10 protein-coding genes are annotated in these 15,651 nt (G+C 68.4%); 7 read left to right on the top strand and 3 right to left on the bottom strand.

Annotated features, from left to right (window positions below; all coding sequences use genetic code 11):
• Positions 1–217 precede the first annotated feature (217 nt).
• Positions 218–943, top strand: a complete 726-nt coding sequence (locus tag DKG74_RS16265; RefSeq protein WP_109907233.1) for a HigA family addiction module antitoxin — start codon at positions 218–220, stop codon at positions 941–943.
• A gap of 41 nt (positions 944–984) precedes the next feature.
• On the opposite strand, the gene DKG74_RS16260 is transcribed toward DKG74_RS16265, so the two are convergent.
• The gene (locus DKG74_RS16260; RefSeq protein WP_109907232.1) at positions 985–1,653 is read right to left on the bottom strand and encodes a sulfite oxidase-like oxidoreductase; all 669 of its coding nucleotides are present in this window, start codon (positions 1,651–1,653) and stop codon (positions 985–987) included.
• Between the two features lie 464 nt (positions 1,654–2,117).
• On the opposite strand from DKG74_RS16260, the gene DKG74_RS16255 reads away from it, so the two are divergent.
• Positions 2,118–5,624: a beta strand repeat-containing protein gene (locus DKG74_RS16255; protein WP_109907231.1), complete on the top strand. Its 3,507-nt coding sequence runs from the start codon at positions 2,118–2,120 to the stop codon at positions 5,622–5,624.
• Positions 5,625–5,672: 48 nt separating this feature from the next.
• Here the strand turns inward: DKG74_RS16255 and smpB are convergent, their stop codons facing one another.
• Positions 5,673–6,158 carry an SsrA-binding protein SmpB gene (gene smpB / locus DKG74_RS16250; RefSeq protein ID WP_109907230.1) on the bottom strand — a complete coding sequence of 162 codons (486 nt, stop codon included), beginning with the start codon at positions 6,156–6,158 and terminating at the stop codon, positions 5,673–5,675.
• A 7-nt stretch (positions 6,159–6,165) separates the two neighbouring features.
• Positions 6,166–7,059 (bottom strand): 4-hydroxy-tetrahydrodipicolinate synthase, encoded by an 894-nt coding sequence (gene dapA, locus DKG74_RS16245; protein ID WP_109907229.1) that lies wholly within the window; start codon positions 7,057–7,059, stop codon positions 6,166–6,168.
• A 262-nt stretch (positions 7,060–7,321) separates the two neighbouring features.
• Here dapA and DKG74_RS16240 point away from each other — a divergent pair, with 262 nt between their 5' ends.
• From DKG74_RS16240 to DKG74_RS16220, 5 genes are all read left to right on the top strand, one after another.
• A complete protein-coding gene (locus tag DKG74_RS16240) occupies positions 7,322–8,527 on the top strand; it encodes an efflux RND transporter periplasmic adaptor subunit (protein ID WP_109907228.1) in 1,206 nt (401 codons plus the stop codon).
• Between the two features lie 5 nt (positions 8,528–8,532).
• Positions 8,533–11,694 (top strand): efflux RND transporter permease subunit, encoded by a 3,162-nt coding sequence (locus DKG74_RS16235; RefSeq protein ID WP_109907227.1) that lies wholly within the window; start codon positions 8,533–8,535, stop codon positions 11,692–11,694.
• A gap of 136 nt (positions 11,695–11,830) precedes the next feature.
• Positions 11,831–13,870 carry a lytic transglycosylase domain-containing protein gene (locus DKG74_RS16230; RefSeq protein WP_165837725.1) on the top strand — a complete coding sequence of 680 codons (2,040 nt, stop codon included), beginning with the start codon at positions 11,831–11,833 and terminating at the stop codon, positions 13,868–13,870.
• Between the two features lie 151 nt (positions 13,871–14,021).
• Positions 14,022–14,882: an alpha/beta fold hydrolase gene (locus DKG74_RS16225; protein WP_109907225.1), complete on the top strand. Its 861-nt coding sequence runs from the start codon at positions 14,022–14,024 to the stop codon at positions 14,880–14,882.
• 7 nt (positions 14,883–14,889) lie between these two features.
• Positions 14,890–15,645, top strand: coding sequence for a hypothetical protein (locus DKG74_RS16220; protein ID WP_109907224.1), 756 nt, complete (start codon positions 14,890–14,892; stop codon positions 15,643–15,645).
• The last annotated feature ends 6 nt before the right edge of the window (positions 15,646–15,651 follow it).

Genomic DNA, 15,651 nt, shown 5'->3' with positions numbered 1-15,651 from the left:
CGGCGAGCCGGCTGCTCCGCGTTCCGTCCCGCTTGCGTCCATCCTGAGCGTTCCGCGCGCGTCCGTCGGCCCCTGTGAGTTCAGATGCGCATCTGCTTTGCGCACGTCAAGAAACCCGCGCACCGCGAGGATGCGCATCCGATAACGGTGGCCACCCGTCGGTGCGCCGCCACCCTGACGGGATCGCCGTCGGGTCGCCAAGAAGGGCGCGAGAACAATGGCCGCTAAAGGCAAGACCGTCGCAACGGGTCCCGCACATCCCGGCGTTTCCATCGCCGAAACCGTCCTCGAGAAACTGGGCCTGACCCAGGACCAGCTCGCCAAGCTGACCGGCGTGTCGCGCCGGACCATCAACCAGCTGGTGAACTTCCGCCGCAACCTGACCGCCGACATGGCGCTGCGCATCGCCAAGGTGACGGGCACCAATGCCCGCGAATGGCTGGAGCAGCAGATCGCCTACGACCTGCATCAGACCGAGGCGGCGCTGGCCAAGATCCTGTCCAAGATCCCGCACGCCGCCTCCAAGCCGGCAACCCCGGCGCCCAAGGCCAAGGCGGCCCCGATGCCGAAGAAGGTCGAGGCCAAGCCGGCCGAGGCCGCAGCGCCCGCCAAGGCGCCGAAGAAGGCCGTGGCCAAGAAGGCGGCCGAGAAGCCGGCGGTCGAAAAGGCCCCGGCCAAGAAGGCGGCCGCGCCGAAGAAGGAAGCGGCCAAGAAGGTCGCCGCCCCGAAGGCCGCTCCGAAAAAGGAAGAGGTGAAGAAGCCGGCGCCGAAGAGGGCAGCCAAGGCCGCCGCGGTCGAGCCGGCTCCGGTCGCCGCCGCCGCGCCCGCCCCCGCCAAGAAGGCGGCCGCGCCGAAGAAGGAAGCGGCCCCCAAGAAGGAAGCGGCGAAGAAGCCTGCGGCCCCGAAGAAGGCGGCCCCCGCCAAGGCCGCGAAGAAGAAGTAATCGACCTTGCGATCCCGGCGGCCCGCTGCGGCCGCCGGGGTTCAGCTGTAGCGGTCTTCCTTCCAGGGATCGCCTTCGTTGTGATAACCCCGCACTTCCCAGAAGCCGGGTTTGTCGTCGGCGCGGAATTCGATGCGCTTCAGCCATTTGGCTGATTTCCAGAAATAATATTGCGGCACGATCAGCCGCACCGGGCCGCCATGCTCGCGGCTCAGCGGCCGGCCTTCCCAGCCATGGGCGATGACGACATCGGGCGCCGCGAAATTCTCCAGCGTGACATTGGTGGTATAGCCGTCATAGGCGTGCAGCACGACGTGGCGCGCCTCGGGCCGGGGCTGCACAAGGGCGAGCAGATACTGGGCCGAGACCCCGGTCCAGCGGTTGTCGTAGCGCGACCAGGCGGTGACGCAATGGATGTCCGAGACATCGTCGACCTGCGGCTGGGCCATGAACTCCTGCCAGCCCCAGGACAGCGGGTTGACCACCGCGCCGTCGACGTCCAGCCGCCAGACATCGGTCGGCACGGAAGGCTGAACGCCAAGGTCCAGCACCGGCCAGTCCTTGACCAGGCGCTGGCCGGGCGGCAGGCGCTCGCTCCGCTCCGCCGCCTGGCCGGTCAGCAGGCGACCGTCCTTCGCCCACTTCTCCTTAGTGGCGATGAGCTTTTCCTTGATGGCGCCGATGAGGCCGGGTTTGTCGTCGTCGGTCATCGCGATCGTTCCGTTCGAGTGAGAGTGACAGTCTAACGCCGAGCGCGCCATCCCGCATCTGGCGGTCGAGGGCGATGAATCGGATGGAGTTGGGGACATGGTCCAGGCCGCCGTGTTCATCACATCGCGCGCTTGACGCCCCTGTGGCCACAGGGCGCGCGGATTCACACGCATATGCGGGATTGGGCTGGCAGGGTATGGCTATGTTGACGGGCACCCCGGCCGGGGACGATTTCTTCAACGGCGACGACCGGCTCGGCGGTTGTTCGCCTTCATGACGCGGGACTTCTGCCGCGCCCAATCCCGTTTCTTCTCGGTCTCGCGCTTGTCGTGCAGTCCCCTCGGCTGCATGAAATGAGGTCGAATTTCATCCATTATGGGTGATTTATTAATTTAGTTCATTAAAATGCCCCGGGATTTGACGGAGGCGGAAGGAAGTCCGCCATCAACAGGGGGCGAGTACAGTGGCTTCGATCACGGGAACGGACGGCGCGGAACGGCTTGTAGGCACAGCCGGGGCCGATGTCATCGACGGTCTGAAGGACAACGATCAACTCTTCGGCCGCGGTGGTGACGACACGCTGACCGGCGGCGGCGGCGACGACCGGCTGGATGGCGGCGCCGGGGCGGACATGATGACGGGGGGCACCGGCAACGACAGCTATGTCGTCGACGACGCTGGCGATGTCGTGGTCGAACTGACCGGTGAAGGCCGCGACAAGGTGACGGCTTCCGTTTCCTACACGCTGTCGGCGACGGCTGAGATCGAGCGCTTCGTCGCGGCCACCGGCACGGCGGCGATTGACCTGACCGGCAATCTTTTCGCCAACCAGATCTTCGGCAACGACGGCGCCAATGTCCTGATCGGCGGCGGCGGCGGGGACAAACTCTATGGCCGGGGCGGCGACGACACGCTGACGGGAAGCGCGGCGGACGACCTGCTGGACGGCGGCGCGGGCGCCGACGCCATGGCGGGTGGCGCGGGCGACGACACTTATTTCGTCGACAATGCCGGCGACACCGTGACCGAGGCGGCGGGCGAGGGGAATGACCGGGTCAACGCCGCGGTCAGCTTCGCTCTCGCTCTGGGGGCCGAGGTCGAGCAACTCGCGGCCAGGGGCGGGGCGGCACTCGACCTGACCGGCAGCGACAGCGCCAATCAGATCACCGGCAATGATGCGATCAACGCGCTGAGCGGGCTCGGCGGCGACGACCGGCTGAGAGGAAAGGGCGGCAACGACACGCTTTCGGGTGGCGACGGCGCCGACGTGCTGATCGGCGGCACGGGTGCCGACAGCATGATCGGCGGCGCAGGCGACGATACCTATTATGTCGACGACGCCGGCGACACGGTCACGGAGACGGCGGGCGAGGGCGCGGACCGCGCTTTTGTCGACGCGACCTGGACCCTGGGCGTTGGCCAGTCGGTGGAGAGCCTGATCCTGCGGGGTGCGGCCGACATAGATGTGACCGGCAACGACCTCGCCAACACGATCTACGGCAACAAGGGCGGCAACACGCTCGACGGCGGCGGGGGCGACGACACGCTCTATGGCTCGGGCGGCGATGTGCTGATCGGCGGCACGGGCGCTGACAGCTATGTAATCTCCGCGGCGCAGGGCGGCGAGATCACGGTACGGGGCGAAGCCGTCGACAGCCTGTCCAGCAGCGACACGGGCTGGCTGTCGGCGGGGGTCTCGCTCCTCGGCGGCGCTCGTGCCATGCAGTTCGTTCAAGGGACCACCAGCCTTTCCGTCACCGGCGGTGTGGATCTCACGGGGCTGCAGACCGCGCCCGTGTTCGGCACCACCACGCTCGTCGGCGGCAACGAGCGCCAGTTGATCGACAGCGTTTCGCTCGATCCGGATCGCGGCTTCGTCATCATGGGCGACAGCGCGGGCGATTCCCTGGGCTGGACCGTTTCATCGGCAGGCGACATCAATGGCGATGGTTATGACGACCTGATCGTCGGTGCTCGCTATGGCGACGACGGCGGCAGCGCGGCCGGCGAAGCCTATGTCGTCTTCGGCACCGCCGACGGCATCGGCACGGTCGACGGCTCGGGCCGCAAGGTACTGGACATGACCACGCTTTCACCGGCCGCGGGCTTCATCATTCAGGGTGATGCGGCGGGCGATCAGGTTGGCTCAACGGTCTCTGGCGCGGGGGATGTCAACGGCGACGGCTACGACGACCTGATCGTCGGCGCGCGTTTTGGCGATGATGCCGGCACCAACACGGGGGAGGCCTATATCGTCTTCGGCGGGGCGTCGGGGCTCGGCACGGTCGATGGCTCCGGCCGTGCCGTGATCGACCTTTCCACGCTCTCGGCGACGCAGGGCTTCATTGTCGACGGCGATCTCAATGGCGACTTTCTGGGCTGGGCGGTCTCGGAAGCCGGCGATGTCAATGGCGATGGCTTCGCCGATGTCGTCATCGGCGCGCGCTCGGGCCAATACGGTGGCATTCCCGCAGGCGAAGCCTATGTCATCTTCGGTACGTCGTCGGGCTTCGGCACGGCGGATGGCGCGGGCCGTCAGGTGATCGACACGACGAGCCTGAGCGCGGCGCAGGGCTTCATCATCGTGGGCGACCAAAATGGCGACCAACTGGGCTCCAGCGTCTCCTCCGCTGGCGACATCAATGGTGACGGCTTCGACGATGTGATCATCGGCGCCCCTCGGGGCGACGACGGCGGCGATCAGGCGGGCGAAGCCTATGTCATCTTCGGCTCGTCGTCGGGCTTCGGCACGGCAGACGGCGCGGGTCGTCAGGTGATCGACACCGCGAGCCTGAGCGCGGCGCAGGGGTTCGTCATCCAGGGCGCCAGCGCGCAAGTCCTCACCGGCTACAGTGTCTCCTCGGCGGGTGACGTCAATGGCGACGGCTATGACGACCTGATCGTCGGCGCGATTTATGACAGCGCGAGTGTCAGCTTCGCTGGCGCGGCCTATGTCGTCTATGGCGGCGCGGGCGGTTTCGGCACCGACGTCGGCGGCCGCCAGGTGCTCGACCTGGCGAGTCTCCCGTCCAGCCAGGGCTTCGTCATTGGGGCCAACGCGATGTATGATCGCTTCGGATTCAGCGTCTCCTCGGCCGGTGACGTGAACGGCGACGGCATCGACGATCTGATCATCGGTGCCGACTTCAACGATGGCGGCGGTACCGCCGCGGGCGCGGCCTATGTCGTCTTCGGCACGACCGATGGCCTGGGCACCGACATCGGCGGCCGCAGTATCCTGAATGTGCGGGATCTTTCCCCCGACCTTGGCTTCACGATCCGCGGTACGAGCGGCGACCATTTGGGTCAGTCGGTCTCGGCCGCCGGCGACGTCAACGGCGACGGCTTCGCCGATCTCGTCGTCGGCGTGCCCCTGGCCGATGGCGATGGATTCAACGTGGGTGCGGCCCATGTGATCTATGGTGGGCCGGAAGGTTTCGACCTCGTCCAGGTCGCGGGCGACGATACCGACAACAGTCTGACCGGCACGGCGGCGGCGGAGAGGATCGTCGGCGGGCGCGGCAACGATACGTTGATCGGCGGCGGCGGAGCCGACGTCTTCCTCGCCGGCTCGGGCGACGACGTGATCGACGTCGGCGCGGGCAATCTGTTCCGCGTCCATGGCGGGACCGGCTTCGACACGCTGAAGATCGCGACCGGTTTCGATCTCGGCACGCTCGACGGCTTCGTCTACGACATCGAAGCGATCGACCTGACCGGCAACGGCAGCCAGACGGTGACGGTGGCGGCGCTCGACGTCCTCGCTCTCGGCGCCGCCGACAGCGACGTGCTCGGGACGGGTTACGACAACGTCCTGGTCATCACGGGCGACACGGAGGACCGGATGGCACTCGTCGACCTGGGTCCGGTGGTCAGCGTCGCCAGCCATGGCGGCGTCGATTACGACCTCTATGCCATCGGCGGCCAAATCGCGCTGGCCGTGGACCAGGATATCCAGATCCTGGTGTGAGCCGGCATTCCCACTGGCGCCCGAAAGAGCGCCGGTGGGGCCGTGGGATCAGCGGTTGTTCGCCTTCATGACGCGGGACTTTTCCCGCGCCCAATCCCGTTCCTTCTCGGTCTCGCGCTTGTCGTGCAGCTTCTTGCCCTTGGCGAGGCCGAGTTCGATCTTGGCCTTGCCGCGATCGTTGAAATACATGGCGAGGGGCACGAGGGTCATGCCGCCGCGCGTCACTTCCTGGTGCAGGCGGGCGATCTCGCGCTTGCGCAGCAGCAGCTGGCGCGGCCGGCGCGGCTCGTGGTTCTCGCGGTTGGCTTCGCGGTATTCCGGGATATAGGCGTTGTAGAGCCAGAGGCCGGCGCCCTGGTTGGCGCCGGCGTAGCTGTCGCCGATATTGGTCTGGCCGCCGCGCAGCGCCTTCACCTCGGACCCCTTGAGGATGATGCCCGCCTCGATCCGGTCCTCAATGAAGTAGTTGTGCCGGGCCTTGCGGTTTTCGGCGATGTACTTCTTCGCTTCGTCGCGTTTCTTGTCGGCGGCCATCACACCCTCAGTTGACGAGACCGGCCCGCTTCAGCGCCGCTTCCATGCGCTCGGCGGTGGCGGGGCCGATGCCCAGCATGGGCAGGCGCAGATCGGGTTCGCAGATGCCGAGCCGGCCCGCCGCCCATTTGACCGGGCAGGGATTCGGCTCGAGGAACAGGGCTTCGTTCAGCAGGGTCACCCGGTCCTGAAGGGCGAGGGCGGCGGTGAAATCGCCCGCCATCAGGGCGTTCTGCAGATCGGCATAGAGGCGCGGCGCGATATTGGCCGCGACCGAGATGCAGCCGACGGCGCCATTGGCCGAGGCCGCGACGGCGAGACTGTCGTCGCCCGCGAGCTGCAGGAACTCCGGCCCGATCAGCTCCCGGTGCTTGGCATAGCGGGCGACGTCGCCGGTCGCTTCCTTGACGCCGATCACGGTCGGCAGCTTCGCGATGCGCGCCATGGTCGCCGGGGTGATGTCGACGACGCAGCGGCCGGGGATGTTGTAGACGATGATCGGCAGATCGACCGCCTTCGAGATCGCCTCGAAATGCGCGAACAGCCCGTCCTGCGTCGGCTTGTTGTAATAGGGCGTGACGACGAGGCAGGCATCGGCGCCCGCCGCCTTGGCATGGGCGGCGAGGGCGATCGCCTCGGCGGTCGAATTGGAGCCGGCGCCGGCGATCACCGGCACGCGGCCGGCCGCCGCCTCGATCACCAGATCGACCACGCGGTGATGCTCTTCATGGCTCAGGGTCGGGCTCTCGCCCGTGGTCCCGCAGGGCACGAGGCCATGGGTGCCCTGTTTGATCTGCCAGTCGACGAACTCCTGCAACTTTCGCTCATCCACCTTGCCGTCGCGGAACGGGGTGATGAGTGCAGGGATCGAGCCGCGAATGCGGGCGCGAACGTCGGACATGACAGGCCTCTTCCAGTGGAGCCGCAGACCATAGCGGGCAAGCGTGCCCGCTTCAACATCTGCCGGCGCAGGCCAACCATGACCGCGCGGAGGCGTCAAGGCCTCGCGAATGCCGCATTGCACAAACGGTTGGTCTGCCTTGTCCTTGGGTATGATTGACGGCGAAGGCAATATCCGACCACGCTGCTGGTCTATTCAGGCCTCCCCCGTGCCGAAAGCGGGCGGCGGGGCGCCGCACCCTGCTGCCATCCGGGGCTTCATCATGATTTCTGCGGCCAAGCGCCATTCCTTCGTTCTCGCCCTCGGCCTCGCGCTGGGGCTCGCCGCCTGCGACAGCGGCACGGCCCCGCCCCAGGCGCCCGGACCGATGCCGGTCACCGTCGCCGCGCCGCTGGTGCGCGAGATGGCGGAATGGGACGAATTCACCGGCCGCTTCGCCGCCGTCGATTCGGTGGAAATCCGGGCCCGGGTCTCGGGTTATCTCGATCAGGTCGCCTTCGAGGACGGGCAGGAAGTCTCCGCCGGTCAGCTGCTCTATGTCATCGACCCCCGGCCCTTCGAGGCGGAAGTGGCGCGGGCGCGGGCGGATGTCGAATCGGCCAAGGCCGCGCTCGAACTCGCGGTCCGCGAGGTGAACCGCTACGCCGCGCTGCGCCAGGGCGGCAATGCCTCGCAGCAGGTGCTGGACGAGCGGATGCAGGCCCGCCGTTCCGCCGCCGCCAGCGTCGACGCGGGCGAGGCGGCGCTGCGCCAGGCCGAGCTGAACCTGTCCTTCACCCGCATCCGGGCGCCCATCGCCGGCCGCATCAGCCGCACCAATGTCACCGTCGGCAATCTCGTCTCGGGCAATGCCGGCGGCACGCTGCTGACCACCGTGGTCTCGACCGACCCGATCCGCTTCTATTTCGATGCCGACGAACAGGTCTTCATCCGTTACCAGCGCATGATGCGCTCGATCGAGCGGCCGGACCCGGCCCATGCGGTACCGGTCGAAATCGCCCTCGCCGACGAGAGCGGCTATCCCCACAGGGGCACGCTCGACTTCTTCGACAATCAGCTCGACCGCTCGACCGGCACGATCAGCGTGCGCGCCTCGCTGCCCAATCCGGACCGGGTGCTGGCGCCCGGCATGTTCGGCCGCATCCGGGTGCAGGCGGGCGATCCGGCGCCGACGGTCCTCGTGCCCGACATCGCCATCGGCACCGACCAGACCCGGCGTTTCGTCTGGGTCGTCGGCGACGATCACATGCCGCAGATGCGCCTGGTCGAGCCGGGCGGCGCGGTCGGTGGCCTGCGCATCATCCGCAAGGGTCTCGCGGCCGGGGAAAGGATCGTCGTCAACGGCATCGTCCGGGTACGCCCGGGGGTGCCGGTCACGCCCATCCCCGCCCATCTCGCCGACGACGGCAGCATCGTGCCCGACCAGCCGCCGGCGGCGCCTGCCGCCGCGCCGGCCAAGCAGGGGTAAGGCCCGTGAAGATCCCGCATTTCTTCATCGACCGGCCGATCTTTGCCGCGGTCATCTCGATCGTCATCGTGCTGATCGGCGGCATCGCCTATTTCCGCCTGCCCGTCGCGCAATATCCCGAGATCGCGCCGCCAACCGTCGTGGTCACCGCCAATTACCCGGGCGCCAACCCCGAGACCATCGCCCGCACCGTCGCCGCCCCGATCGAGGAACAGGTGAATGGCGTCGAGGGCATGATCTACATGCGCTCCTATTCCTCGAGCGACGGGCGGATGCAGCTGACCGTCACCTTCCGGCCGGGGACCAATCTCGATACCGCGCAGGTCCTGGTGCAGAACCGGGTCTCCATCGCCGAGCCCCTGCTGCCGGAAGCGGTGCGCCGCCAGGGCGTGACCACGGCGAAATCCTCGCCCGATATCCTGATGGTCATCCACGTATTGTCGCCGGACAATACGTTCGACAATCTCTATATCTCCAATTACGTCACCCTGCAGATCAAGGACGTGCTGGCGCGGGTCGACGGCGTCGGCTCGATCACCGCCTTCGGTGCCCGCGACTACGCGATGCGCATCTGGCTCGATCCCGACCGCATGGCCGCCTTCAACATCTCGACCGGCGATGTCACCTCGGCCGTCTCGGTGCAGAACAACGAGGTGGCCGGCGGCCGCCTCGGCCAGCAGCCGATCGAGACCCCGACCCCGTTCGAGATCCAGGTCCGTCTGCAAGGGCGCCTGCAATCGCCCGAGGAATTCGGCGACATCATCGTGAAAGCCTTCGGCGACGGGCGCTTCGTCCGCCTGCGCGACGTCGGCCGGGTCGAGCTCGCCGCGCGCGACTATTCGTCGAACTCCTATCTCGACGGCAAGCCGGCCCAGGCCCTTGGCGTGTTCCAGCGTCCCGGCTCCAACGCGGTCGCGACCGCCGAGGCGCTGAAGAAGACGATGGAGGACTTGTCGCGCAATTTCCCCAAGGGCCTCGAATACCGCATCGTCTACAACCCGACCGACTATGTCGAAGAGTCGATGCAAGAGGTGTTGAAGACCCTTCTCGAGGCGGTCGCCCTCGTCATCGTCGTCGTCTTCCTGTTCCTGCAGAGCTGGCGGGCGACGATCATCCCGATCATCGTCATTCCGGTCGCCCTGATCGGCACTTTCGCGGTCATGGCCGCCCTCGGCTTCTCGCTGAACACGCTCTCGATGTTCGGCCTCGTCCTCGCCATCGGCATCGTGGTCGACGATGCCATCGTCGTGGTCGAGGCGGTGGAGCATCACATCGCCGAAGGCCTGTCACCGCGCGACGCCGCGCGCAAGACCATGGACGAGGTCTCGGGCGCGCTGATCGCCATCGCCATCGTGCTGGCGGCGGTGTTCCTGCCGACCATCTTCATCCCCGGCATTTCCGGCGCCTTCTATACCCAGTTCGCGGTCACGGTCGCCGTGGCGACGGCGATTTCCGCCTTCAATTCGCTGACCCTCAGTCCGGCGCTGGCCGCCCTGCTGCTGCGGCCGAAGCGGGTCGGCTCGCGCGGGTTCCATCCGGTGCGGCGCTTCTTCGGCGGCTTCAACGCCGGCTTCGACTGGACCTCGAAGCGTTACGGAAAGCTCGTCGGCGGCCTGACCCGGCGGGCGGTGGTCGTGCTCGTCGTCTATGGCGGGCTGATCGGCCTGACTGTCTTCGGCTTCTCGCGCCAGCCGACGGGCTTCATCCCGATGCAGGACCGCGGCTTTCTGATCGGCGTCCTGCAGCTGCCGCCCGGCGCCTCCCTCGCCCGGACGGACGAGGCGGTGCACCGCGCGGGCGACATCGCCCTGCAGGTGCCGGGCGTCGCCCATGCGGTGATGATCGCCGGCTTCTCGGGCGCGACCTTCACCGCGGCGACCAACGCGGCGACCATCTTCCTCATCCTCGACGATGCGGGCGAGCGGGCGGCCAAGGGCCTGACCGCGGCGGCGGTGACGGCGGAATTGCGCAAGCGCCTGTTCGCCATCCAGGAAGCCTTCGTCCTCGTCATTCCGCCGCCGCCGGTCTCGGGCATCGGCAATGCCGGCGGCTTCTCGATGCAGGTGCAGGACCGCTCCGGCGCCGGCATTGCCGCGCTGAAGGCGGCGGCCGACGGATTCGTCGGCGCGGCCTCGAAAATTCCCGGCCTGACCTCGGTCTATACCCCGCTGCAGACCGGCACGCCCCAACTCTATGTCGATATCGACCGGGCGCGGGCGCAGATCCTGAATGTCGCGCCCGACGCGATCTTCTCGACCCTGTCGACCCTGCTCGGCTCGTCCTACATCAACGACCTCACCCTGTTCGGCCGCTCGTACCGGGTGACGGCGCAGGCGGATTCCCAATACCGCATCTCGCCCGACGATATCGCGCGGATGCGCGCCCGCTCCAACGACGGCGTCATGGTCCCGCTCGGCTCGGTCGCGACCTTCAGCGACATCGCCGGGCCGGACCTCGTCGTCCGCTACAACCAGTATACGTCGGCGCCGGTCACCGGCTCGCTGCTGCCGGGCATGTCGTCGGGCACGGCCATGGCCCAGCTGGAGAAACTGGCGGCCGACAATCTGCCGCCGGGCGTGAACTTCGAATGGACCGAGCTGTCGTATCAGGAGCGGATCGCCGGTAGCGTCGCCTTCCTCGTCTTCCCTCTCGCCGTGCTCTTCGTCTTCCTCGCCCTTGCCGCGCAGTACGAAAGCTGGACCCTGCCGCTCGCCATCATCCTGATCGTGCCCATGTGCCTCCTGTCGGCGCTGGGCGGGATCATGCTGCGTGGGATCGACAACAATATCCTCGTGCAGATCGGCTTCGTCGTGCTGATCGGCCTTGCCTCCAAGAACGCGATCCTGATCGTCGAATTCGCCCGCCAGCTCGAGGGGCGGGGCCTCGACCGTTTCGCCGCCGTGCTCGAGGCCAGCCGGTTGCGTCTGCGCCCCATCCTGATGACCTCGCTCGCCTTTACCCTCGGCGTGGTGCCGCTGGCGATCGCGACCGGGGCGGGTTCGGAAATGCGGCAGGCGCTCGGCACCGCGGTCGCCTTCGGTATGCTCGGCGTCACCGTGTTCGGCCTGCTGTTCACCCCGGTGTTCTATACCGCCATTCGCGGCCTGTTCGGCGGGCGGCGGCGGGGCGACGCGGCGGAAACCGCGCCCGCTCAAACCCCGGTTTGACGGATCGGCCCCGGCGGCGGGTGGCGTTAAGCCGCCGCCGGGTCTATCCTGAAGACGATTGACGGCGGTGATTCGTCGAAGCGGGGGCTCGGACATGGGCTTTGACGCAAAGCGCGTTGTAGCGAAGGGTTTGGTGGTGGCGACGGTCGTGGCGGGTTTCGCCGCGCCGGGGGCCGTGTTTGTCGCGCGGCCGGCGCAGGCCGAAACCGCCGTGCGCTTCCCCGCCCTGCTCGGGGCCGCCGACCGTGCCCTTTATGCCAAGGCTTTCGCCCTCGGCGGGCGGGGCGACTGGGATGGCGCCGCCGCGCTGGCCGCCCCGGCCCGCGACCGCACCCTGGCCAAGGTCATCGACTGGCAGCGCATCCAGGCGCGGGAAAACGGCGCCAGTTTCGACGAGATCGCGGCGTTCATCGAACGCAACCCGGGCTGGCCCCGCCAGTCCACCAGCCTCGCCCGGGCCGAGGCGGCGATCACGGCCAACACCGGCCCGGCCCGCCTGGTCGCCTGGTTCCAGAAGTTCCCGCCGCAGTCGGGCATCGGCAAGCTGCGCTACGGCGCCGCCCTGATGGCCAGCGGCGAGCGGGCGCGCGGCGCCCTGTTGCTGCGCCAGGGCTGGGTCGAAGCCAGCACCGACAGCGATACCGAGGCCGAGATTCTGGCCAATTACGGCAAGGTCCTGACGGAAAGCGATCATATCGCCCGCATGAACCGCCTCCTCATGGACGAGGACGTGACCGAGGCGCGGCGCCTGCTGCCCTGGCTGCCGGCGGATTACCGGGCCGCGGCCAATGCCGCCATCTCCTTCATCATGAAGGCGGGCAGTGCGTCCCGCGACCTCGCGGCGGTGCCGGCCGCAAGGGCGAATGAGCCGGGCCTGCTCTATGCCCGGGTGCGCTATCTCCGCTCCCTCGATCTCGACGATCAGGCGGTCGAGCTGATCGCGCGGATGCCGGAAGGCACGGTCGCGCAGAACCCCGGGCGCTGGTGGCCGCACCTGAATTACGCCGCGCGCCGCCTGATCGCCGCCGGTCGTTATGCCGACGCCTACAAGGTCGCGCGCAACAACGAATTGTCCGACGGCACCGATTATTTCGAGGCGGAATGGACCGCGGGCTGGATCGCGCTGCGCTTCCTGCGTCAGCCCGAGGCCGCCCTGCGCCATTTCTCGGCCATGTCGGAAAAGGTGCGGACGCCGATTTCGGTCAGCCGGGCCAATTACTGGGCCGGTCGCGCCGCCGCCGCCCTCGGCCGCGGCAGCGATGCCCGGCGCTGGTACGACCGGGCCGCCGGCCAGTCCCAGACGTTCTATGGCCAGCTCGCCGCCTTCGAGCTGGGCGAGACCAGCTCGCGCCGCCTGCCGGCCGATCCCGGCATCGCCGCCGCCGACAAGACCGCCGCCGACCGCTCCGAACTCGTCCGCGCCATCCGCATGATGATCGAGATCGGCGAGGAAGAACGCATTCGTCCCTTCCTGAAGGCCGCGATGGAAGATGCCGGCGGCGATGGCGAGCGGGCCTATATCGCCGACATGGCGGCCGCGACCGGTGGCACCTATGCCGGCGTGATCGCGGCCAAGGAAGCCGCCTTCGCTGGCACCTTCCTGGTCGGCCGGGCCTATCCCGTGCTGAACATGCCGGCGGGGGCCCTGACCGAAAAGGCGCTCGCCCTTGCCCTGACAAGGCAGGAAAGCGAATTCCGTCCCGACGCGGTCAGCCCTGCCGGGGCGCGCGGCCTGATGCAGCTGATGCCGGGCACGGCGAAACTCGTCGCCAAGGACCTCGGCCTGCGTTTCGATGCGTCCAAGCTGACCACCGATCCCTCGTACAATATGACCCTGGGCGTCGCCCATCTGGACGAGCTGCTGGACGATTTCGGCGGCTCCTACGCCATGGTCGCCGGGGCCTATAACGCGGGCGGCGGGCGGATCGACACCTGGATCGAGCGTTTCGGCGATCCCCGTTCGTCCTCGGTCGACGTGATCGACTGGATCGAACAGATCCCCTTCAGCGAGACGCGGAACTACGTCCAGCGCGTGCTGGAAAATACCCAGGTCTATCGCCAGCGCCTCAGCCCCGGTCAGGCGGTGCCGCTCGGCATCGCGCGGGACCTGTTGCGCGGCTCGGGCTCGCGCGCCTCGCCCGTGGGCGAGGTGCCTTTCAGGGCCAACGCCGGCTAGGACCGCCGCCCCGGGAAGCGCCGTCTTTCCGATCGGCATCCCGGCGCAGGCCGGGATCTCGTGACGGCAAGCGTGCCCCTTCGGGCAAAGGCTCCGGCCTTCGCCGGAGCGACGAGTGACAGAGACAGAAAACGAAAACGGGGAGTCCGTCATGGCCGGCTATGCCGCGAAACATTACACGTCGCATGACGGGTTGGCGCTCTATTACCGCGACTACGGCGATGCGGGCGATGCCCGGCTGCCTGTCGTGTGCCTGCCGGGCCTCACTCGCAATTCCGCGGATTTCGAAGCTCTCGCCCTGCATCTCGCGGCCGACGGGCGGCGGGTGATCTCGCCCGATTTCCGGGGGCGCGGCCGGTCCGCCTATGATCCGCAGTTCATGAACTACATCCCGCCGACCTATGCCGGCGACACCATGGGCCTCCTCGCCAGCCTCGGCGTTTCGCGCGCCATCTTCGTCGGCACCTCGCTCGGCGGCATCGTCACCCAGCTGATCGCCCTCGGCCAGCCGGCGCTGGTCGCCGGGGCGGTGCTGAACGACATCGGCCCCGAACTCGATCCCGCCGGCCTTGCCCGCATCGCGTCCTATGCCGGCAAGCAGACCGACCCGGCGGACTGGGACGAGGCCGCGGCCCAGATCCGCGAGATCAACCTGTCGCAGTTCCCGACTCTGGACGATGCCAGCTGGGTCCGCTTCGCCCGCGCCGTCTTCACCGAAAAGCCCGAAGGGGGCCTGCGTCCCGACTATGATCCGAAGATCGGCGACGCCATGCGCGCCGGGGGGCCGCCCGTCGACATGTGGCCGATCTTTGCCGGCCTCGCCGACGTCCCGACCCTGGTGCTGCGCGGGGCCCTGTCCGACCTGCTGGCGGCGGCGACGGTGCGGCGGATGCTGGCGGCGAAACACGATCTCGTCGCCATCGAGGTGCCGGAGCGCGGCCATGCCCCGCTGCTGGACGAGCCGGAATCGCTCGCCGCCATCGGCGCGCTGATCGCCCGCATCGACGCCTGAGGCCATCTTGCGGCGTATCGTATCGGCGGCCTTCGCCCTTTTGCTGCTGACCGCGGCGGCGCGGGCCGAGCCGCCGCCGCCGCCCGGTCTCGCCGCCCTCGCCCGCGACGGGGGCTTCGTCGAACGCTTCCTCGCCGCCGCGCTCGACGGCCCGCCCTATTACAATCCGCTGCTGGCGACGGTGAATCCTGGCCGCCTTGCCCGGATCGCGGACGGCCGCCGGTTGAATTATTTCGCCTGGCGCGGCTTTCCCGACGACGAACCGGCGTCGATCGCCCGCATCCGCGCCCTGACCGGCCTCGGCCCCGCGCCCGAGGTGAGCGAACCCGGCTATGACGATGCCGCCTTCATGGCGGTCGAGACGCGGGACATGCTGGCGGCCCGGCCAGTGCGGGGGCCCGGCATCGCCGCGCCCTTTTTCACCGCGAGCGCGCCTGAAACCGTGCCGGGCGCGGTCTGCGGCGTCTTCGTCCAGTCGGGCAATGTGCTGCGCCCGCGCGAGTTGTCCGACATGACGGTGCATGTCCTCGCCACGGCGCCGCCCGCCGCGCAGCAGCGTTGCCTCGCGCGGGCGGCATTGCGTGCCCTCGGCCTTGCGGGGATCGGCGAATATGCCGATGGCGTGCTGCCGGCGGCGGCCGATCCGGTCACCTTGCTGACGCCCGAGGAAGAGGGCTTCCTCTGGCTGCTCTACCGCCTGCCGGTCGGGGCTGACCGCGAGACCCTGCGGGCTGGCGCGGTGGACATCCTCGACCGGCTGTAGCGCGGC

It is taken from the genome of Zavarzinia aquatilis (genome assembly GCF_003173035.1).
In the GTDB taxonomy this organism is placed as follows: domain Bacteria; phylum Pseudomonadota; class Alphaproteobacteria; order Zavarziniales; family Zavarziniaceae; genus Zavarzinia; species Zavarzinia aquatilis.
The sequence above is the reverse complement of the archived record's forward strand: the minus strand, read 5'-3'. Positions and strand labels throughout refer to the sequence as shown.

Excerpts from the sequence above, each read along its gene's own strand:
- DKG74_RS16265 (WP_109907233.1), top strand. The coding sequence starts at position 218 with ATGGCCGCTAAAGGCAAGACCGTCGCAACGGGTCCCGCACATCCCGGC.
- DKG74_RS16260 (WP_109907232.1), bottom strand. The coding sequence starts at position 1,653 with ATGACCGACGACGACAAACCCGGCCTCATCGGCGCCATCAAGGAAAAG.
- smpB (WP_109907230.1), bottom strand. The coding sequence starts at position 6,158 with ATGGCCGCCGACAAGAAACGCGACGAAGCGAAGAAGTACATCGCCGAA.
- dapA (WP_109907229.1), bottom strand. The coding sequence starts at position 7,059 with ATGTCCGACGTTCGCGCCCGCATTCGCGGCTCGATCCCTGCACTCATC.
- DKG74_RS16240 (WP_109907228.1), top strand. The coding sequence starts at position 7,322 with ATGATTTCTGCGGCCAAGCGCCATTCCTTCGTTCTCGCCCTCGGCCTC.
- DKG74_RS16225 (WP_109907225.1), top strand. The coding sequence starts at position 14,022 with ATGGCCGGCTATGCCGCGAAACATTACACGTCGCATGACGGGTTGGCG.